This is a genomic window from Clostridium sp. AF15-41 (assembly GCF_003604095.1).
GTDB lineage: Bacteria > Bacillota > Clostridia > Lachnospirales > Lachnospiraceae > Coprococcus.
This window is the reverse complement of the sequence record NZ_QTMQ01000012.1, coordinates 17,834-39,798: the sequence shown is the minus strand read 5'-3', so window position 1 is coordinate 39,798 and position 21,965 is coordinate 17,834. Positions and strand designations below refer to the sequence as shown.

Sequence of the window (21,965 nt, the reverse complement as noted above, 5' to 3'; positions counted from 1 at the left end):
CGAAAGTGCTTTCCATGACAGGATAACAATTCGTACAGATATTTAGAAAAAATATTGCAGGAGGAAATAATAATGAAAGATAAGATTTTAGAAGAAGATTTGTTGTATATTGCAAATGCAGGTGGAGATTATGAGAAATTATACGGCAAATCCATCTTGATCACAGGAGCAACCGGACTGGTTGGTTCACAGATCGTAAAGGCACTGCTTAAGATGAACGAAGTAAAGAATGCTGATATCACGATCTATGCATTTGTCAGAAATGCAGAAAAGGCAGACAAGATCTATGATGAATTTGCAAAGGATAAGCTGGTGTATGTGATCGGTGATGTCGGAGATCCGGTTACCGATGAGACTGTAACCCTGTCAAATGGCAAGAAAATCTCAGAAGTACAGATCAACTACATCATCCATGCGGCAAGTCCTACAGCATCTAAGTTCTTTGTGGACTATCCGGTAGAGACGATCATGACTGCGGTAAATGGTACAAAGAATATGTTAGACCTTGGTAAGGAGAAGCAGTCCGAGGGTGTTGTATATATATCATCGATGGAAGCATTTGGCGCACCGGATCCTGAAAAGCCATATGTAAAGGAAGATGATCTGGGATACATCGATATCCACAATCCAAGAAGCTGTTATCCGGAGGGCAAACGTCTCTGCGAATGTATGTGTTCTTCTTACGCAAGTGAGTATAAGCTGCCGGTTCGTATCGCAAGACTGTCACAGACATTTGGCGCAGGCATCAGCTATGAGGAGAACCGTGTATTTGCACAGTTTGCAAAGGCTGCTATGAATAAGACAGATATCGTTCTGCACACAGCCGGAAAATCCGTTGGTAACTACTGCTATACCAGAGATGCCGTAATGGGTATCTTACTCCTTCTTGTAAAAGGAAATGATGGTGAAGCCTATACCGTAGCACATCCGGAAGCACACATCACGATCGGAGATATGGCAAAGATGGTTGCAGAGAAACTGGCAAATAATGAGATCAAGGTCGTATTTGACATACCGGAAAGTGCCATGACATTTGGCTATGCACCGGATGTAAATATGCGATTGAATTCAGATAAACTTCAGGCACTTGGCTGGAAGCCGGTGATCGGTCTTGAGGAAATGTATACCCGTATGATGAAGAGCATGGAGTATACAAGATAAAGTTCGGAAAGAAATAAACAGAAACTGCTGCTGCTGCAGGGGACGACCTGTTCTATGGTAGCAGCAGTTATTTGCATTACAGGAAAGTCTGGGATAAAGAAAACAGGAGGAAGTGACAGTTGGTAAACAGGATCGTAGTCGGAGCGGACAGCTTCAGTATACATGGAAAATTTGATGAGCAGGGGATGTTCCTTTTGATGGAAGAGGGCGATATCCTTTCAGATGAGGATTTTGCGCGTATCGTGACCTTTGTTGATGACCACAGGAACGGAGATATCTTTCTGTTGCCGAAGAAATACGGACTGAGCAGGAACAGCAAGAAGGGAATTATGTATGCGCCGTTTTCCGCATATCGCGAGAAAGGAAAGCATGCGCCCTGGCTTGCACAGAAGCTGGACAGAGATCAGGAATTTCATGGTGTCTATGAGCAGCTTGCAAATGGTGTGATCTCTACGGAGATTTTAAGATTCCTGCACGGATTTACACCATTCGGTATGATATTTAAGGGAAGTCTGTTAAATCAGTTGATGGAGATTGCAGATGCCGGAATACAGAGTAGTTCTGCCGGAATACAGAATGCCGGGCAGGATGCAAATGTGACATTCGGAAGCCCTGCACACACATTGGAGGACGTTCTGGTAAAGGGATCATTTCCGGTATTAAAATGGCTACTTGCGGTTCAGGCAAGAGCCTGTCTGGATGAGAAGTTCTATTATATCGATGGTGTTGACTATACTTTGAAAAACAGCTTTGAAGGGGATAAGACCTTTTTTGAAGGAATCTATGACCGGGCATGGTATAAGGATACCGTTGATCAGCTGATCGAATGGTTAAAGGAAATGTCCATCCATCAGGAAACCCTGCAAATGCTTGTTATGCAGCATGCACTGTTCATTGTAAAATATATGATCCAGGCAAATCTCGATAACCTGAACAAGCATTTATTTGAAGAGACCGACGGCGAGGCTTTTTTGTGGAGGCTTGGGGAAGTGCTCTCTTATATAGATGATTCGATCATTTGTGAGAATCAGGGATACCATGTGGATATGAAGAATGAAGACTGTCTGGTATGGGTATTGCTGATCTTAAAGTATAAGGACACCGGTCTGGAATTTGATTTTGCGGATGGCTGCTACAGCTATAATGATATTCAGATCGGAGAACTTACGAAGCCGACGGCGGACATTCAGTTTATGGATAATAAAGATATGGAGGATCACACAGAGCTTACGATCGAAGGACGGTTATCGCCTATTCTTTTGATGAATGGAGCAGAGTTTGGTGTTCTGGTCGGTGACCGCTTCTATCCGGCAGAATATAATGAGCGGTATGCACATACAAAAGCATTTGGCATGTCGATCTTCAAGCTTCGGGCGTTTACGATCCGGGTGGAACTTCCATATGGACAGGAAACAGAACTGGCTTATGTAACAAGAGTCCGGACGGATGTCTTTGAAAATGGTGAAACGATGGGAATGTCGGTAGAGGATCTTCCGGTCACTCTGGAATTCGATTCTCATTTCAGCCGTTTGTGCGACCGTTTCCGTCACAGCTATTGGAAGATCAATAAGAAGCTGTATATGTATAAGACAGAAGCTAATATCATGAAAGTTGATCCGGTAAAGCATGGGAAGATTGCAGGCAGAGAACTGACGTTATGGCGGGATATGTTTGCAACCGGACAGAAGAAGGTTATTAAGTTTATCATTGTCCGGGCGTTCTTAAAGGCAAAGCCGGTTTTAAAGCATCGTCCGATCTGGCTCTTTTTTGATAAGATATATAAGGCGGGGGACTCTGCTGAATATATGTACAAATATGCAAGAAGCAAGAAGGATGGCATCAAATGCTATTATCTGGCAGATGGGGCATCGGAAGATTACGCACGTCTGGAACGCGAAGGTATGAAGCCGGTCAAACGGAGAAGCGTCAAGCACCGGTATGCATTTTTGTATGCGGATATGGTGATCGTGTCAAACTCTACCGTCTACGCATTTAATGATTTCGGTACGATCAATTCGGCACTGATCCGTGATCTGATGAACTTCCATGTAGCCTGTGTCCAGCATGGTATGTCTATCCAGAAGATCGCAGTTGCGCAGAACCGGTTGAGAGATAATACACGGTTGTATTTCTGTGCATCCAAATATGAGATTGAAAATCTGTCGAAGCCGATCTACGGCTATGAGGGTTATGATGCATTGAAGCTGACCGGAGTACCGCGTTATGATGGACTTATAAATGAAGATAAACGGCAGATCCTGTTATCCCCGACCTGGCGGATGCAGGCAGCAGTTCCGGTTACAAAGAATGAGGGTGTGAGCCGTGACTACAATCCACTTTTTAAGGAGACAACCTATTATCAGGTATATAACAGCCTTATTAATGATGAGCGTCTGATCGCTGCGGCACAGAAATATAATTATAAGATCGTCTATGTACTGCATCCGATCGTCAGCCCGCAGATCGATGATTTTGATAAGAATCCTTCGGTAGAGATCATTCCGGCGGTTGCCGTTCATGGACATTCCGGTGTCAATTATGAGAAGGTGTTCAGGGAATCCAGTCTGATGGTTTCGGATTTCTCCGGTGTTCAGTTCGATTTTGCTTATATGCGTAAGCCGGTGGTCTACCTGCACCATCACGATATACCGAAGCATTATGAGGAAGGAACTTTCCACTATGATACGATGGGATTTGGCGAGATCTGTGAGGACAACGACGAATTGATCGATGTTCTGATCTCTTATATGCAGAATAACTGCGAGATGAAACCGGAGTACCGCAGACGTGCCGATGATTTCTTCCGGTTTGACGACCATGACAACTGTGAACGGATCTATGATGTCATGATCGACTACCAGAAGACAAAGATTCATTAAGATATAGCTTTTTCTATAGCATCAACTATGATCTCCAGGGTTTTTAACCGGGCATATTTTTTATCGACTGATTCGATGATGTGCCATGGAGCATAGGTGGTGCTTGTTTTTTGCAGCATTTCATTGACGGCTGTTTCGTATTGATCCCATTTTTCACGGTTCCGCCAGTCCTCATCTGTGATCTTCCATTGTTTTTCCGGTGTATTCTGACGCAGCGTGAATCGTTCAAGCTGGGTGTCTTTATCAATCTGTATCCAGAATTTGATGATCACAGCACCCCAGTCATACAGTTCTTTTTCAAATTCGTTGATTTCGTTGTAAGCACGTTTCCAGTCATTTTCACTGCAAAATCCTTCGATCCGTTCTACCATGACTCTGCCATACCATGTTCGGTCGAAGATAGCTACATGACCGGAGCGTGGAAGCCTGGTGAAGAAACGCCAGAGGAAATGTCGGGATTTTTCATACGGAAGAGGACTTGCGATTGGGAATACTTCGTAACCGCGAGGATCTAATGCTTCCGTTACACGCTTGATATTGCCGCCTTTTCCGGCAGCATCCCAACCTTCGTATGCAATGATGACAGGAATCTTTTTGTGGTAAATGCTGTTGTGCAGCTCTCGAAGCTTTCCCTGTAATTCTTTCAGACGTTTGGAATATTCTTCATCAGATACCGTCTTGTCCTGTAAAGAGATATCCGACAGCTTCGGCATGTCCATAAGAGGGAATACATTCTGTGGGATCGGAACTGCCAGTGAATGATTCTGTAGGGCAACATCGATTCCCTCGGTCAGGATTTCCAGAACCTGAAGCTCTGCCCATTTCTTGGAGCTGCCATCGATGATATACCATGGTGCGCGGGAAGAATCGGTAGCATCTAAGAATTTGTCAAAGATATCCATGTATTTGTCATAATGCTTGTTCTGTGCAAGGTCGGTATCGGTCACTCTCCATTTGGTTGCAGGATCATCGGCAAGCGTCCGGATCCGTTTCTTCTGTTCTTTCTTCGATATGTTCAGGAAGAATTTGACAACCAGATAGCCGTTATCGGTCAGCTGTCGTTCAAATCTCCGAACATTGGCAATTCGAAGCTCATAGTCTTTTTTTGTCAATTCTTTGTGTGCGTATTCACGCGTAAGCTGATCCATCCAGCCGGAATCCATAAAGACAAAATTGCCGGCTTCCGGTATCTCTTTTACAAATCGCCAGAGAAATGGTTTCCGTCTGTCTTCTTCTCTGACCTTTTCCAGCGATGCAACCCGGTAAAAACGTGGATCGATATTGTTGATGATCCGTCCGACCAGACTGCCTTTGCCGGAAGTACCCCAGCCTTCTACCAGAACGATGACCGGAAGCTTGTGTTCCCGGACGGCCAGCGTCTGCGTCGCCAGCTTTTCCTGCAAAGCCTTTAACCGTGTCTTCATTTCCTCGTCTGATGGCTTTTCCTTTATAATTCGATTATTCAACATACATAACACCCCCTGTGTAATAATGAGATTAATTTTTTATATTGTGTGAATTATGCGTTGGGATATCTTAACTTACCAATACAGGGGCATTTGAGGTCGCCGGTCCTTAGATGGCGCATTAGCGGCATCTTAGTACCGTTGCAGACCTAACTGAGACCTTACCGAGGTTTATCCGAGGTTAGTTCGAAGTTACACAGCGGGAAAACGAGCGGAAGCGTCCCCTGATTGGTAATGTTAAAGGTATCCCATGCATATTAATGTATAATATAAAAAATTAATTTTATTATTTTCCGGTTATATCATAAAGTCAATGGACAAAATGCATTAAATATCAAATCGAGAAGAACACGCATATAAAAATTTTTTTTATTGTGTTAACAAATCCTATTGTCATGCCGACTGTTATATTGTAGAATATACATGAGGTTAGGGTTGGATTCTTGTAGAATTTATTTTGTGCTGAATTTTGAAATAATATTGAATGAAAGCATTCTTTTTTTTTCAGAAAGAATGCACATAGGAATGATACAGGAGGGACGCAGACTATGACATCAGGTGAAGAATTATTAGAATTAAGAAAGTCTACAGGAATGAACAGACGCGAATTTGCTGAGTATTTCGAGATACCGTATAGAACTGTACAGGACTGGGAACTTGGAAATAGAAGAATGCCATACTATCTTCTTCGTCTTATGGTTTACAAAGTAGACAAAGAAAATCTTGCAAAGCAGGACTGATTCAGGTAATTATTTTTTAAACAGATGATGGGCGAATAGGTATTGAAAAATCACGGGCATGTTATGTGTCCGTGATTTTTTAAGAAAAACAGAAAATAAAGCACACAAAACAGGGAGTAGAAACAGTGGCAAAGCAGTACGTGATGATCAATGACATAATCGAAGAACATAATGCGAGAATGTATAACTTAAGAAAATACTACCCGTTTTTTGTGTTATCGGAAACTGCATTTACACAGTACAAGGATGGACGATATAACAGTTTGGATATGGGATATATCACCATGGCGGTACTGCGTTTTTTTATTGAGGAAAACAACTTCAACGAGAGGGACATCACATATCCTCAGTGTGAAGCATTTATAAAAGAGCTACTGATCCGTGATTTCGATATTGAGATCGAGGATGAGGATATGGCAGACCTGATCTTATATATATTTGACAAGATCAGAAATGACGGAAAAGCATTTGAATTTACATTTTACGATCCGGGTAAGAAGCAGAAGAAGACTGGACGTGTCAGACTGATCGACAGCCGGATCACGGATGGAAAAGTGCTTTATTACATAACTGCGGATGGGATAGAATTCTATCTTGATACCAAGGAGATCAAGGACGAGAGCAAGATCAATGTAGAACAGGTTTTGCTTGAGAAGATGATCACCGGAGAGAATTTCAAGGGAGGTATCGAGGTTGTCAAGCGGATCAACAGCGAAGTGAACCGGCTTGTAAGAGAAAAAGACGATATCGTAGATCTGCTTTCTTACGATGTATTTGCCGGGGCAGAAGCTTATGAGAAATATATGAAGACGGTTGGAAAATGGTTTTCCGAGGAACAGAAATTATTTGCGAAGAACAAGGCACTGGTCGATAAGGCAGTTGCGAAAGCGAACTTTGACCATCTGACAAAAGGTTCTACGTTGTTGGATGAGATCAGTCAGTTGGAGCTGGAACTGAAGAAGACCATATTAAAGCATGGAAATCTGATCAACAGCACCATGGAATTACAGAATATATCGGACAACATTATTCAGAAGGCGAAGTTAAAGCGTCTGCGTCCGGTATTTGATTTTGAAAAGGAATTACAGAAGATGATCAGGGAGGATCGGCCGGATAAGATGGGCATGATCCTTGCTCCTTTATTTGCACCGGCAATCGCGAAGTCATTTTCGATGACATCGATCGACAATCTTCTTACGCTCAAATCAGAGGATGAGGCGAAGATGGTGACAGCAAAGAAAGAAGATGTAAATGCAAACTTCCGCTATGAGGATGAGATCGAGGAAGAACGCTCCGGCAGGAACTACGGTAAGTTATTTTTTGAACTGATGGATGTACTTGTCCGCTGGAAGAAACTCAGCCTGAAAGAATTCAACGGATTCCTTGAGATACGATTTGGAAAAGAAATCTATGAGAATGCCGATTATTACGCATTCCTTACCCATCTGGCACAGAAGAAGGAATATGATATCAGCCGGATGTTAAAGAAGCAGGATACCATGCTTGAAAAGCTGGTAGTTGACAGCATCCGGGAATATCAGAAGGTGCGGGACAGCATCGGAGAGCAGCAGATACCACAGGCTACAGCCGACAGCATTTCAACCGTAAGCGTACCGGACATTTATTCGGAAGATGCTTATGCTCCGGACATCTCATTTGAGCCATACAAAGATATGCGCTTCACGCTGACCTTTGACAGCACTGAGGAGATCCCGGTTGGAGTGGATATGTATGTAACGAACATCCTGTTTGAAGTGCGATAGATGATATTTGAACAAAAAAATAGTATGTATATTGTCTGTAAATATTGATTTGTTAATACAGGGGCATTTGAGTCCGCCGGTACTTGATGGCACATGAGTGGCATCTTAGTACCGCTGCAGGACTCAACGAGCGAAAGCGTCCCCTGATTGACAAAGTCAATATATACAGACAAATATATGAATAGATATTTTGTTCAAATATCAATGATAAAAATACATGTGAGGAAAAAAGATGGACAGCAGAAATTTGGATAAGGCGATTGAGATCTACGCCAGACTGATACAGGGCGAAACGATCGCGAAAGCAAGCAGAGAAAACAGTGCTCTGTACGAAGATTATTATGGAAATGCAGAGGTCTACGAGATTGTAGGCAATCTGTTAAAGAAACTGAATCTGAGTATTTACGAATACAATGAAGCACTTTATATCACTCCGGGTGAAGGCAACCGGGTATTTGGTTATACAAATGACGATATGAAGCGCATACTTGGACTGCGGCTGAATAAAGAATTATTCCTATGCTATTTCCTCATGTATGTGATCCTGCTGTATTTTTATAAAGATTCCGGAAGCTATCAGTTCCGTGAATTTATCAAGCCGGAAAAGGTGATCGAAGAGGCGGACAAATATCTGGCAGATGTGACGAAGCGGTTGTCTGTATTTTCCGCAGAGGATGTCGGGGCAGAGAGCTTTAAAGCGGTTGGACTGCTGTGGGATGAGCTTCCGGCAGTCAGTCATGCAGTCTATGACGGAGAAAAGACGAAGGCGTCAAAGGCATCCAAATCCGGTTATGTGAAGCTGACATTTAACTTTATGGTCAGCCAGAAATTATTTGTCGAGAACGAAGAACGCTACTATCCGACCGATCGGTTCAAGGCGTTATGTGAGAATTACTTTGAAGAATACAGAGGACGTCTGTATCAGCTGCTTGGAGGTGAAGAGGATGCCGTGCATTAACCGAATACGAGTGAATAATGTAAAATACAATTTTGGTACACAGCAGTACGATGATTTTTCGATGCGGATGTATGGCAAGAACACGCTTTATGACCTTGCAAATGGTGGAGGAAAGAGTGTGCTGATGCTTCTTCTGCTTCAGAATCTGATACCGAACTGTACGTTAGATGATAAGCAGCCGATCGAGAAATTATTCCGGAATGGCGGCGGCAATACGACTATTCATTCCCTGATCGAATGGAAATTAGACGATGCGGATATCAAGGACGGATACCGCTACATGACGACCGGTTTCTGTGCTAGAAAAGCAAAGGAATCCGATGAAGGAGCATCACAGGACGGACAGACGGCGGCGATCGAATATTTCAATTACTGCATTTTCTATCGGGATTACAATAAGAACGATATCATTAATCTTCCATTGTCAAATGGTAATGAAAGAATTACATACAGTGGTCTAAAATCCTACATTAAGGAGCTTGGACATAAGGATATGAGCCTTGAAGTGCGTCTGTTTGAGCGGAAAGGGGAGTACCAGCGGTTCATCAGCGAATATGGTCTGCATGAGAGCCACTGGGAGATCATCCGTGGAATCAATAAGACAGAGGGTCATGTCCGTACTTATTTTGAGACGAATTATAAGACGACCAGAAAAGTAGTAGAGGATCTGCTGATCGAGGAGATCATAGAGAAAGCATTTCTGACCCGTACCGGTAGGGATGGGGATGAGAGCACAATGGCAGAAACTCTGCTTGACATTAAGGATAAATTGAACGTATTGGCACAGAAGAAGAGGGATATTGCGAACTTCGATCATCAGATCGAGCTGATCAATGTCCTGCAGGCAAAGGTCAATTCCTGTATCAACCAGTACGAGGCACACGAAGATATCACAAGGCAGCTTGCGGATATCTATGTGACGGGAAAAGAACTGACATCGAGGGAAAATGAACATCTGGAAGAACTGCTTGTAGCAAAACAGACTGCATTTGAACAGAAGGAAAGTCAGAAGAAGCGGTTGGAGAATCTGAAGATCACCAGAGATGGTTTCCGTCTGCAAGAGCTTCGGGATAAGTCAGAGCAGTTAAATGCAAATCTTGCTGAAAATGAACGACAGGTATCGGCATTAAAGCAGGATATGAATATGAAAGAAAGTATCAATGATTATCTGGGTTATCTGGAAGATAAGAAACAGTTATCCGAGAACCAGAAGATCATCGATCATATCTTACAGAATACCGGTGCAGACCGCGAGAAGATGACGGTCTATGCCTATAACAGAAAGCTCAGGGATGATGCACATTTGAAAGAGCTTCTTCTGGCAAAGGAGGAGGTCGAACAGTCGCATGAACATGCGGTGAAAGAGGCTGATTACTGCACAAAATGCATTAAAGAGGGCGAGATCGAGCTGGCCGTATCCGGAGACAACCGGAGGGCAGCTTCGGACAAATTACAGTCCTTAAATAACAAGATATCCGAGCTGACCTCACAGGTTGCCCTGCTTGTTGTGTCGGATGCGGCAAACGTGATAGAAGCATCCGAAGAAAAGGCAGAAGAACTAGAGGCATCCTTACGGGCACTTGCAGAGAGCATCCGGGAAGATCAGGAGCAGGTATTTGAAGACCGTTACCGGTTGTCACTTGCGGAAAACAGTCTGGAAACACTGGAAAAAGAATATGAGACGAGCCATCTGGATGCAGAGGAATATCGTCAGGCAGCTAAGAAGTTAGAAAGCATTATGGCGGTATATAGTGTAGAGAAAGCAGAAGAAATCATAGATGCGATCAATGCAAGGATCACAGGAACGCTGACCGAGACGATCACCAGAAAACAGGAGATTGACCGTTTGCTCGAAAGACGCAAATATCTGGAATCCGGACGTTTATTCGGACCGAGTGCAGGAGCATCGGCAGTTATTGATTATATCGTGACCAGACATGGACATATGGCGATGCACGGAGCTGATTATCTGGCAGCACTTAAGCCGGAGCAGCGGACGGAGATCTTGAAGAAAAACAGAGCACTTCCGTATGGAGTAGTCGTGAAGAATTTCGCTGATATAGCCGAAGATATCAATCTGGATTCGATTCAGACGGACAATGAAATGGTTTTGATCTACGATATGGATGACCTGTCCGAAAAGGCAGTTACCTTAAACGAAAATGCCGTTATGGTCTGCAGAAAAGGCGAATATTTTACAGATGATGAGATTCTGAAATCGTTAAAAGAAGAACTGACGATCCAGATCCGTGGCCTTGAGGATGAGATATCCATGATCGATGAGAAGCTTGCAACCTACCGGGAAGATCTGGCATTTGTCAGTCATCTGGCAGATGAGAGGCACTTGGATGCGGCGGATATCGAACGAAAGCTGAATCAGGAGCTGTTAAATAAAAAGGATGAGATTCGTGAGCTTCAGGATCGCATAGCAGAACGGACAAGCCGGATCGCGCATCAGAAAGAAGATGAGGTATCCGTAAAAGAAAAACTGCATGAGCTGGAGGAAGACAAATCAATCCTGCTTCGTATTAAGGAGCTTTCTGATCTGGCAGTTGAGGAAGAAGCCCGTTATACGGAGAATGTTCAGAAAGAACAGCGGATCACAGGACAGATCGAGGAACTGAAGCGGGATGCAGTCAGATGGAATACAACTATGAGCGAGACGGAGGCACGGATGCTTGCGATTGCAAACAGTATTCAGGATATACAGGATAAATGGCAGAATTATTTCAAACCTTATTACCCGGAGGATGGAAAAGTGTATGTGTCACTGGATCCAAAGCAGAAGATTCAGGTGGCACTTGGACAGGAAACGGAAGATGTATCCAGACGGGATATCGAGATCCTTACGATCTCTGATGAAGTGCTGGAGACAGAATTTATGGCGATGTATGCAGTAGCAAATAAAAATGCACCGGATATAGAGGATAAGAAGAAGCTGGTTCAGGCATTGTCACAGTCAATGGATCGTATCTTGCATACGATCGAGAAGCGTGGCGTGAAGCTTTCGGATCTGGAAGCACAGACACAGTTATTTGCCACATCCGAGCAGCAGTTACAGGCACTTTCTGATGAATTGATGCGTCTGGAACTGGTATCAGCATCCATGGCGGAAGAACTGAAGAATGTATCAAAGGCTTCCGGCAGATTGGAAGGAAATATCGAATATGCGGTTGCCAGTCTGAAAAAGACTTATGGTGAAGATGCATATGCAGAAGAACAGATTTCTCTAAGTGAAGCAGAGCAGGCGATCGCACAGGGCGATCAGATCCTTGCCGAGCTGGAACAGAGTTATAAGAAGACAGCAGAGGAATATGAGACCTGTAACAAAGAGCAGGGCTATATGATCGAGCTTTATAAAGATGTAAAACGTATCGTAGATACAAATGACATTAATGTAGAAAACGGTAAGCTGTTAGAAGCCGGAAAAGAGGAGCTGCGACAGGCATTTGAGACCAGTCTGTTACGATATGACAGAAGCCGCAAGAATTTGGAAAAGACAAGAAATGAACTGATGCGGTTCAAGGGACAGACAGCGGAAGCACTCAGCGAAATGGGTGTATTCGAGATGGCAGAAACGATCCGCAGAGATGTCATCATACCCGAAAACTACTATGATGCAAAGGCGTTGCTTGAAAGCCTGTTACAGATCATTTCCTATATCGATCTGGAAAAGGAAAGAGTGGAAAAGGGAATTGAAGATATGGTTGCGATCAAGGAGAATTTCTGCAGTCAGTGTTTACAGCGTTGTATGGATGTAAAGACTGAGCTTGAGAAGCTTCCAAAATTATCGAAGATCACCGTCGGAGAAGAAGTCATCCGTATGGTCGATCTGACGATTCCTTATGTAAAAGAAGAATTTCTTGCACAGCGCATGTCTGATTATATTGACGATATCGTAAAAGGCGCAGATGCCTATGAGGATGAGCGGAAGCGTGTTCGCTATATCCGTGACTGCCTTGCATTGAAGCGGTTATTTGGCGTAATGGTCACAGACATGAATGCGATCAAGCTGAAACTATATAAGAGAGAGCGTATCAAGGAGCAGAGCCGGTATCTTCGTTATGAAGAAGCGGTTGGTAGTACCGGACAGTCACAGGGTATCTACATTCAGTTTCTGGTTGCGATCATCAACTATATTGCAGGTATGTATTCCTATGGTGCAGAGGGCGAGATCTCTACAAAGACGATCTTTATCGATAATCCGTTTGGTGCGGCAAAGGATGTATATATCTGGGAGCCGATCTTTGCCATGCTTGCAGCTAATCATGTGCAGTTGATCGTTCCTGCCCGTGGCGCAACTCCGGCGATCACCGGCAAATTTGATGTGAACTACGTTCTTGGCCAGCAGATGGTCGGTAACCGCCAGCAGACGGTTGTTGTCGATTACACCAGCAAGACCTCGCAGGAGGAACTGGAATATCAGGACATCACCTACCAGCAGGCAACCTTCGACTTTATATAAGGTGTTATACCGTACAAACAAATGCCGAACATACCATTTGTTACGCAAAACACTTGCGTTCGATTCTCACGCAGCGGTGCTAAACTCACTGCTTATGCAGTTCGTTAAGAACCGGCGTTCGAATAGGTTTGCTACACAAAGGTATGTTCGGCATTTGTTCTGATATGATTACCAAACAGATCTATAACCCCAAAAGCTGGTATAGAATCAAAATGAAAGAGATTATTACTATTATGAAGTAAGCCTTATCCGAGGCCGGTACTTAGGTTGCGTCTTTTGCAACCTTATGTACCGCTGCACGAGGATTAGAGCGCGAGCGTCTTACGGAATAATATGTAATAATCTCTTTCATTTTTATGTGTAATCTGTCGATTTACTGGTGGTAGTAGCTTAAGAAGTCGGCAATTCTTCCCATAGCGGTTTTAAGCTGCACGATATTCGGCAGATATACGATACGGAAATGATCCGGGTCTATACAGTTGAAGCCGGTACCACAGGTGATCAGGATCTTCTTCTCACGGAGAAGATCAAGGGCAAACTTCTCATCATCCTTGATATGGAACTTCTCCTGATCCAGTTTCGGGAATATGTAGAAAGCAGCCTTTGGCTTTACAACGGATACACCGGGAATGTCACAGAGGGCGTTGTAGATATATTCACGCTGTTCGTAGATTCGTCCGCCCGGAAGCAGAAGTTCATCGGCACTCTGATAACCGCCCAGAGAAGTCTGAACGATACTCTGTGCAGGAACATTTGAACAAAGACGCATTGAAGACAGAAGATTCAGACCTTCGATGTAGCCTTTTACATGATCCTTTCTGCCGCACAGACACATCCATCCGATACGATAACCGGCTACACGATGGGATTTGGACAGACCATTGAAGCTGATCGTGAATACATCCGGTGCCAGAGATGCGAGTGCAACATGCTTTCTGCCATCCATAACCAGTCTGTCGTAGATCTCATCTGCAAACAGGATCAGGTCAAATTCTCTTGCAAGATCAACGATCTGTTCCAGAATCTCCTTTGGATATAAGGCACCTGTTGGGTTATTTGGATTGATCACAACGATACCCTTTGTATTTGGAGTGATCTTACTTCTCATATCATCGATATCCGGATACCAGTCACTCTGTTCATCACAGATATAGTGAACAGCAGTACCGCCTGCCAGTGTGACAGAAGCTGTCCATAATGGGTAATCAGGAGAAGGAACCAGAATCTCATCTCCATTATTTAAAAGTCCCTGCATAGACATGGTGATCAGTTCACTTACACCATTTCCGGTATAGATATCGTCAATTCCGACATTTGGAATATGCTTTAACTGGCAATACTGCATGATAGCCTTTCTTGCGGAGAATAAGCCCTTGGAATCGGAATATCCTTCGGTGTCTCTCAGATTGTAAGACATGTCTTTAATGACTTCATCCGGTGCGTGAAAACCAAATGGTGCAGGGTTTCCGATATTCAGTTTCAGAACATCAATGCCCGCTGCCTGCATGCGGTTTGCTTCGTCCATAACAGGACCTCTTATGTCATAACAAACGTTATCGAGTTTCGTTGATTTTTCGTATGTTCTCATGCGATATACCTCTCTTTATAAGAATTTATCCGGCTCCCAAAACCGGAAGTTAAGCAACCTTAAGAATCCATTCTTGTACAGGAAACTGTTGTTATGGGAATCTGCCGGACTTTATAAGATGACAATAAAAAAGCCCAAGCAAATAAATTTTGCTTAGGGCGAACTTATCATTTTATAGTCCGTGTTACCACCTAACTTCAGGAAAAACTTCCTGCACTCTGTACGGCCAGATCTCTTAACCATTGTTCCTGTAACGTGGAACCTTCCGTTGACTGCTAATCTAAAACCTATTTCGCAATCACAGCTCGGGGACTGCTTCCTTAAGATGTTCTACAGGCTCACACCAGCCGCCTGCTCTCTGAAGTAACACTTGCTTAAGTACTCCTTCCTGTCATAGCCTTTGATTTTTCTAAAAGTCTAGCACTGCACAGGGAAAAAGTCAACTTAATTTTCATGCAAATTTTTCGGACGGTCAAATGTGTGTAGCAGATGAAAATGGATAATAAACGCAGGCATATATCAACTGGAATTGAATGGTATATTTATTGGTTTATAATGCAAATAGATGTGAATTGTTCGACAGAACCTTAATTAAATATACAATATATGCAATTAATACCACAATGCAATAAACGAACACAAAAAGACAAAATAAATACAATAAAATGATTAAATTGTCAAAAAATAATGTTGACAAAATGGGTATTATCACATATAATAAAGATACATTAAAGAACGGTCATCAAACAGATGCCACCCGGATAAACAGATCGAGGTCCGGTACACGGAAACTGGTCAAAAGTAAAAGATGTTTTCCGGAAGTTCAAGGAAGGAGGAGATTCCGTTGGATACAATTGAAGAACAGTTTTATCGTAGCAGCATACATGATTGGGAAGTTGTTTCCACACGGGATGCCTTATCGATATAACTTGAAACAAGTCCCCACACGGATGCCGGTTCGGCATAGATTGAAGTATCGGGACGTAGGTATTAGATTACCGGTTATGTTCTGCTAGGATTGTTCAAAAACACAAGATATAGGTAGTGTTTCAAGGGCATTAGGCTATATCACATAGACGCTTAGAAATTGTTGGAAGGATTGGTACAACATAGTATCTGTTCAGGCAGTGACTGTTACAGATGCCACTTGTTTAGATTCGTTATAAGCAGGAGTTTATATAATATGTACCATTGCGGTATAACATTTCACATCTTTTGAAATATTGTACCATACATCTAAGATTTGAATGATGCAGTTGCATCGGGAGCATACATAATTGCTCATCCTTCAGTAGAATTTATTTATAGATTTTATATAAAATGGCGTTTTATATGGCAGGTGTGGAAACCTCGAATATTTACAGAATACTTCGATAATAATCTAAAATTAAATACATACAAAGACCCAGGTGCTTATGCATCTGGGTTTTTGTATGTATTTGTATAAAAAAGGTGGCAGTCAACCCACAGCAGGTGGATGGTCAATTGACATTAATGGTGATTTCGTTATTTGAAGCACATTGCCAGTAAAGGCGGGTGCTTGTTTGAGTCCAAAGGACGAGTTGGCACAGGAGCCTTTACGAATCAGGCATGTGCATCAAATAGAAATCGAAATGAGTCAATTGACCATTCACCTGCTGTGGGTTGACTGTCACCTTTTTTTCATACCGTCTGATCAGGCGGAACAAAGAGAGGGAGATCTGGGATATTATAAGAGAATACAGCTGTAATAATGATAAGTCCGATCAGAAGAATATAACCAATACTATATACCCATTTTGGAATCTGGTGGAGCGAAAGCAGGTGAATCACACTTAGAAACTGTCCTGCCAGAATACCGATGCCATAGGCTGTAAGGTCGATAGACATTCCGGTAAGTCCGAATCCGCCGGAGAACACATAATAGATGCTGACAATGATCAGATCTGAGATGCAGACGCTGGCTGAGATCATCAGGATCACTTTATGGATCGAAGGTCCACAGGGAATAAAATGCAGACCATAAAGGATCAGCATAACGATGAGCACCGGATACAGGGTAAGCTTCAGATGCTCCCAGACACTTTCATTGATCGGGGTGCACCAGGCGACCAGATTACTTTTCTCTAAGATGACATATAGAAAATGCCAGCCGCTTCCAAGTATCACAATACAGATGGAAGAGAAAACACTCCAGATAAAAAAGTTGTGTTTAACAGACTGATTCATTGAAATCCTCCATATTATTTTGTGGTATTAATTGCTGTTATATGCCAGCAATTTATGTTATTATATCTATATAATATATTCACAAAAACCAGAATATATGCAGCCATATAGAAGATGGCTTCAGATATAATAATCAATGAATAAAGGAGTTACGCAAATGGATTACAATAGCCTGAGCTTAAAGATGCATGAGGAGAATAAAGGAAAGGTTGAGGTTATCTCAAAGGTTAAAGTCAAAGATAGAGACGACTTAAGTACAGCATATACACCGGGTGTTGCAGAGCCATGCAGAAAGATCCGTGACAATAAGGCTGATGTATACAAATATACATGTAAGGGCAATATGGTAGCGGTTGTTTCCGATGGAACTGCAGTTCTCGGACTTGGCGATATCGGACCGGAAGCTGCGATTCCTGTTATGGAAGGCAAAGCGATCCTGTTCAAAGAATTCGGTGGAGTGGATGCATTCCCAATCTGTCTTGATACAAAGGATGTAGATGAGATTGTAGAAACCGTAAAACGGATCGCTCCTGTATTTGGCGGTATCAATCTGGAGGATATATCAGCACCGAGATGTTTTGAGATTGAGAGAAGATTAAAGGAAGAACTGGATATCCCTGTATTCCATGACGATCAGCACGGAACAGCTATCGTTGTATCCGCAGGTCTGATCAATGCACTGAAGCTGGTAGGTAAGGATTTCGATAAAGCAAATGTTGTAATTAATGGTGCAGGTTCAGCGGGTATCTCTATCTGCAAGCTGCTTCTTCAGCTAGGTATCGGAAACGTAGTTCTGGTTGATAAGCAGGGTGCTCTCTGTCCGGGTCAGGAATGGATGAATCCGGCACAGGCAGATATGGCAGAGATTACAAATAAAGACAGACAGACTGGAAATCTTGCGGAGATCATGAAGGGCAAGGATGTATTTATCGGTGTATCGGCTCCGAATATCGTAACGGCAGAGATGGTAGCATCCATGGCCATAGATCCAATTGTATTTGCTATGGCGAATCCGACACCGGAGATTATGCCGGAGGAAGCAAAGAAGGGCGGCGTTCGTGTTATGGCGACAGGACGTTCCGACTATCCAAATCAGATCAACAATGTTCTGGTATTTCCCGGTATCTTTCGTGGAGCACTGGATGCGAAGGCAACAGGTATTACAGAAGAAATGAAGATGGCAGCAGCAAAAGCAATCGCATCAATTGTAACCGATGAAGAATTAAATGAAGAATATATTATTCCGGGTGCATTTGATGACAGAGTAGCAAAGGTGGTTGCCAAGGCAGTTGCGGATGAAGCACATAAGCTTGGTATAACAAAATAACAGAGACTTGCTGAAAATCTGATGGCCGGTAATACAGTAACAATTTCCGGCAGGTAAGCTGCAGGTTTGGACAGAAAGGAGACCTAATATGACAGATGATTTTGTGACACTTACGATTGAAAGACAGAAGAATATCGCACTGATCGCACATGACAGCAAAAAGGCTGAGATGATCGAGTGGTGCAATGACAATAAGGACATACTGAAGAATCATTTTCTTTGCGGAACCGGAACAACAGCCCGGATGATCGCAGATAAGACAGGACTGCCGGTGCGAGGTTACAACAGCGGACCATTAGGCGGTGATCAGCAGATCGGTGCCAAGATCGTAGAGGGCAGGATCGACATGGTGATCTTCTTTTCGGATCCTCTGACAGCACAACCACATGATCCGGATGTAAAAGCGCTGCTTCGTATTGCACAGGTATATGATATTCCGATCGCAAATAATAAATCAACTGCTGATTTTATGATCAATTCCAAATATATGGATCAGGAATATGACCATAAGGTTATCAATTTCAAGAAAAATATCAAACAGCGCGCGGAAACTTTATAAAAACAGATAGAAAAATACGAAATAAATTCCATGTTCAGTTAGAAATTGCCCTGTCAGGTTGTTCTATAATGTGACTTTTTTTGACAGAATACAAGAGTAGCTTTTGTACACATTATAGAATAAACATAATTGGAGTGGACAACTTGGCAGGAATCGATAAAGAGATGTTTGGTCAACGTCTTAGAGAGATCCGAAAGAAACATGGGATGACTCAGGCTGAACTTGGAGAAAAGACCGGTCTTGCAGATAAATATATCAGCAGGATTGAGACAGGAAAAGCAGATGTTTCCCTGGACTGTTTTGTAAAGCTGGTGAATGCATTTGATGTTCCCGCAGATTATTATCTTCAGGATAGTATAAGCTATGACTATAAGGTCGAAGGCGGAGAACTGGAGAAATATGTATCTTTTCAGCGGTTTGGTACTGCAAAGACAGAACAGTTACTGGCGGTTCTTGATAAGCTGATCATGCTTATGGATATAACCAAATAGTCGGTAATCAGATAAATATAATTGGGGGGGACAAATGATACAAATAGCAATTTGTGATGATGATGCAGTTATGCTCACAGAGATGCAGAGTGTAATTACACAACATATGGAACAGAAAAATCTTAATTATCAGCTATATTCTTATCAAAATGGAGAAGCATTATTGCTGGGAACGGAAGATGCCGGAATGTTTCATATTGTTTTTCTGGATATTGAATTAACAAGAATGGATGGGATTCGGGTAGCGGGAATACTACGGGAGAAATACCCATCCATTATTCTTGTCTTTATATCTGCGTATAGTGAATATTATAAGGCGGCTTTTGATGTTCAGCCTTTTCAGTTTCTTGATAAGCCGGTTGCGGCAGACAGGCTTCTTTTAACATTAGATCAGGTTTTAGAGCGTGTTGTCAATGACACGGAGCTTCTAACATTTTGTCAGAATCGAGTTTATTATTCTATCAAAATTGGTGATATTGTTTATCTGGAAAGCAACAAGCGTATGATAACAGCTTTTTGCACTTCCGGGACATATGAATTTTATGACAAGCTGGAACATCTGGAGGAGTATCTTGGAACAAGACAGCAGAGGTTTGTTCGGATTCATCGGTCTTTTCTCGTAAATACGAATCATATTCGAACGATTTCCTATACTTGCGTAGGTATGAGTAATGGCGTGGAATTGATGATCAGCCGGGATAAAAGAAGCCGGGTGCGTGAGTACTATACAAAGTGGCTGGAAGGAATGAATTTTTGATCCGGATGATCACGCTGGCGTCTGATCTGTTCTATCTTTGGAATATAAGATCTTTGGGGCATGCGTTATATCATCGGTCGAAATATAAAAGTACAACAGAGATCATGCTGGAAATGATATGGTTGTGTGTCTACTGCGTTATTTCCCATATGATATCAATATATAAAAATCTGGTATTTGTAAGTTTGTTTTTTTTGTACTTTTTATTTTTTAAATTACTTTTTGATAGTGCAGAGAAAAAAGCTTTATTGACCTCGGTTTATCTTGTATTAATGCAGGTTATTGCAAAGATATTCATCCATGTTGTATTTGCAGAACATGGATGGCTTGAAAAGATGAAGGGAAGACCGGCTGTCCCGATAGAGATGTATCGCATTATTCTTTCAAATTTGCTGGTGTGTCTGTTTATAAAGATCTATATTCTAATCTACAAATTCTTACTTAATCGATATAATAACAGATTTCAAAAAATTGAAACAAAAAAATTATTTATAGAAGCAGATCGTCTGGATCATCATCTGTATTTTTCTGATTGGCTGGAGGCTGTGTTGATCCCATGTATGTCCATGGTGGTTATAGGCGCTTTTTTTATGGATAATACAAGGTGTCGGATAGTCTGGATGACCATGGCTGTCTACAGTATTAATTTGATGGCGCAGGATCTCTATATGAGAACAAGAAATGAGAGAAGTTCGACAGTATTTGTCTGGAATATTCAGAGACAGGCAGAACAGTATCGTGCTTATTGTCATTCGCTTGGAGAAGCTTGGGAAAGAAACAGGCGTTTTCGGCATGATCTGAAGAAGCAGTATATGTTAGAACGGATTTATCTGGAACGGGGCGAATATGAAAAGCTGGAACAGGAATATGACCGCGTGATCCAGATTACTTCGTCGCGCGAGGTTATAAGTGGTCATGTTATGACAGATGCCATTCTTTCCTGTAAGCGTTCGGAAGCGGATCAGCGGCAGATCGGACTTACGGTGGAGACTTCAATACCGACAGATCTTGCAATCAGTGACTATCATCTGAATATGTTGCTTGGAAATATACTGGATAATGCGATTCGTCATACCGGACAAGGAGGACAGATTTGGATCAAGATGGTTTATGATCGGCAAAATCTTCTGATCCATTGTAAAAATACCGTGGATGAATGTGAAAACAGATCAACAGATTCCGGATCTTCTGACGGATGTGGAGAGTCGTTTGTTCCGGGTATAAAAAATGGAGTGGCAAATTCTGAAATGCATGGAATCGGACTGCATATCATGAGGGAAATTGTTGCTTATTATAATGGAACGATGGATATAAAAAGGACGAATTGCGAGTACATAGTAATGATAATTTTGGAGCTTACTTACCAAAAGTTACATTGAGACATACCATTTATTACATTTGTGATAAAAATGCTCCTTTTTTGTGTATAGTGTGGGTGTCGGCAGATATGAAAGGCTGTCGAAGAAAACAGATGAAAAGGAGGGTAGCGAGACATATACAGATAACAGCTGTCGGACATTTGTAATTCCGGTATTCAGGCGCCGGATATGGGAAGATAAGAATGGATTTGACAGGATGTAAAATTAAAAATTCATAAGATGTC

The 21,965-nt window shown here is 42.4% G+C and carries 14 protein-coding genes and 1 other annotated feature; of the genes, 11 read left to right on the top strand and 3 right to left on the bottom strand.

The features are described 5' to 3' along the window. The first annotated feature begins 72 nt into the window (after window positions 1-72). Both DWW43_RS09290 and DWW43_RS09285 read left to right on the top strand, forming a co-directional pair. Entirely contained in the window at window positions 73-1,161 is a 1,089-nt protein-coding gene (locus DWW43_RS09290) for an NAD-dependent epimerase/dehydratase family protein (RefSeq protein ID WP_119963388.1), read from the top strand. Between the two features lie 119 nt (window positions 1,162-1,280). Beyond that, a complete protein-coding gene (locus DWW43_RS09285; RefSeq protein WP_119963387.1) occupies window positions 1,281-4,040 on the top strand; it encodes a CDP-glycerol glycerophosphotransferase family protein in 2,760 nt (919 codons plus the stop codon). Here the strand turns inward: DWW43_RS09285 and pap are convergent. Next, the gene (gene pap / locus DWW43_RS09280; RefSeq protein WP_119963386.1) at window positions 4,037-5,509 is read right to left on the bottom strand and encodes a polyphosphate:AMP phosphotransferase; all 1,473 of its coding nucleotides are present in this window, start codon (window positions 5,507-5,509) and stop codon (window positions 4,037-4,039) included. The genes DWW43_RS09285 and pap overlap by 4 nt on opposite strands. Window positions 5,510-6,054: 545 nt before the next feature. Between pap and DWW43_RS09275 the strand changes: the two genes are divergently transcribed. The 4 genes from DWW43_RS09275 to DWW43_RS09260 all read left to right on the top strand — a co-directional run bounded on the left by DWW43_RS09275 (window position 6,055) and on the right by DWW43_RS09260 (window position 13,432). Further along, a complete protein-coding gene (locus DWW43_RS09275; protein ID WP_008402480.1) occupies window positions 6,055-6,246 on the top strand; it encodes a transcriptional regulator in 192 nt (63 codons plus the stop codon). A 125-nt stretch (window positions 6,247-6,371) separates the two neighbouring features. Next, window positions 6,372-8,009: a hypothetical protein gene (locus tag DWW43_RS09270; protein WP_119963385.1), complete on the top strand. Its 1,638-nt coding sequence runs from the start codon at window positions 6,372-6,374 to the stop codon at window positions 8,007-8,009. Window positions 8,010-8,241: 232 nt separating this feature from the next. After that, window positions 8,242-8,967 (top strand): DUF6063 family protein, encoded by a 726-nt coding sequence (locus DWW43_RS09265; protein ID WP_008402483.1) that lies wholly within the window; start codon window positions 8,242-8,244, stop codon window positions 8,965-8,967. After that, window positions 8,954-13,432, top strand: a complete 4,479-nt coding sequence (locus DWW43_RS09260) for a hypothetical protein (RefSeq protein ID WP_119963384.1) — start codon at window positions 8,954-8,956, stop codon at window positions 13,430-13,432. The genes DWW43_RS09265 and DWW43_RS09260 overlap by 14 nt, the downstream gene beginning before the upstream one ends. 373 nt (window positions 13,433-13,805) lie before the next feature. Here the strand turns inward: DWW43_RS09260 and DWW43_RS09255 are convergent, their stop codons facing one another. Beyond that, the gene (locus DWW43_RS09255; protein WP_119963383.1) at window positions 13,806-15,020 is read right to left on the bottom strand and encodes an aminotransferase class I/II-fold pyridoxal phosphate-dependent enzyme; all 1,215 of its coding nucleotides are present in this window, start codon (window positions 15,018-15,020) and stop codon (window positions 13,806-13,808) included. A gap of 151 nt (window positions 15,021-15,171) precedes the next feature. Further along, window positions 15,172-15,424 (bottom strand) — a binding site (T-box leader). Between the two features lie 1,258 nt (window positions 15,425-16,682). Then, complete coding sequence (locus tag DWW43_RS09250; RefSeq protein ID WP_119963382.1) at window positions 16,683-17,228, bottom strand: DUF6512 family protein; 546 nt, start codon at window positions 17,226-17,228, stop codon at window positions 16,683-16,685. 157 nt (window positions 17,229-17,385) lie between these two features. Between DWW43_RS09250 and DWW43_RS09245 the strand changes: the two genes are divergently transcribed. The 5 genes from DWW43_RS09245 to DWW43_RS09225 all read left to right on the top strand — a co-directional run bounded on the left by DWW43_RS09245 (window position 17,386) and on the right by DWW43_RS09225 (window position 21,741). Next, entirely contained in the window at window positions 17,386-18,555 is a 1,170-nt protein-coding gene (locus tag DWW43_RS09245) for an NADP-dependent malic enzyme (protein WP_119963381.1), read from the top strand. Window positions 18,556-18,643: 88 nt separating this feature from the next. After that, window positions 18,644-19,114 carry a methylglyoxal synthase gene (locus DWW43_RS09240; protein WP_008402494.1) on the top strand — a complete coding sequence of 157 codons (471 nt, stop codon included), beginning with the start codon at window positions 18,644-18,646 and terminating at the stop codon, window positions 19,112-19,114. Window positions 19,115-19,257: 143 nt separating this feature from the next. Continuing rightward, entirely contained in the window at window positions 19,258-19,605 is a 348-nt protein-coding gene (locus DWW43_RS09235; RefSeq protein ID WP_044945980.1) for a helix-turn-helix transcriptional regulator, read from the top strand. Between the two features lie 34 nt (window positions 19,606-19,639). After that, window positions 19,640-20,362: a LytTR family DNA-binding domain-containing protein gene (locus tag DWW43_RS09230; RefSeq protein WP_008402496.1), complete on the top strand. Its 723-nt coding sequence runs from the start codon at window positions 19,640-19,642 to the stop codon at window positions 20,360-20,362. Window positions 20,363-20,610: 248 nt separating this feature from the next. Beyond that, a complete protein-coding gene (locus DWW43_RS09225) occupies window positions 20,611-21,741 on the top strand; it encodes a GHKL domain-containing protein (RefSeq protein ID WP_207666011.1) in 1,131 nt (376 codons plus the stop codon). The last annotated feature ends 224 nt before the right edge of the window (window positions 21,742-21,965 follow it).

Bases quoted from the DNA above. Each gene is read 5' to 3' on its own strand.
- DWW43_RS09265 (WP_008402483.1), top strand. From the start codon at position 8,242: ATGGACAGCAGAAATTTGGATAAGGCGATTGAGATCTACGCCAGACTG.
- DWW43_RS09290 (WP_119963388.1), top strand. From the start codon at position 73: ATGAAAGATAAGATTTTAGAAGAAGATTTGTTGTATATTGCAAATGCA.
- DWW43_RS09255 (WP_119963383.1), bottom strand. From the start codon at position 15,020: ATGAGAACATACGAAAAATCAACGAAACTCGATAACGTTTGTTATGAC.
- pap (WP_119963386.1), bottom strand. From the start codon at position 5,509: ATGTTGAATAATCGAATTATAAAGGAAAAGCCATCAGACGAGGAAATG.
- DWW43_RS09250 (WP_119963382.1), bottom strand. From the start codon at position 17,228: ATGAATCAGTCTGTTAAACACAACTTTTTTATCTGGAGTGTTTTCTCT.
- DWW43_RS09245 (WP_119963381.1), top strand. From the start codon at position 17,386: ATGGATTACAATAGCCTGAGCTTAAAGATGCATGAGGAGAATAAAGGA.
- DWW43_RS09275 (WP_008402480.1), top strand. From the start codon at position 6,055: ATGACATCAGGTGAAGAATTATTAGAATTAAGAAAGTCTACAGGAATG.
- DWW43_RS09260 (WP_119963384.1), top strand. From the start codon at position 8,954: ATGCCGTGCATTAACCGAATACGAGTGAATAATGTAAAATACAATTTT.
- DWW43_RS09240 (WP_008402494.1), top strand. From the start codon at position 18,644: ATGACAGATGATTTTGTGACACTTACGATTGAAAGACAGAAGAATATC.
- DWW43_RS09230 (WP_008402496.1), top strand. From the start codon at position 19,640: ATGATACAAATAGCAATTTGTGATGATGATGCAGTTATGCTCACAGAG.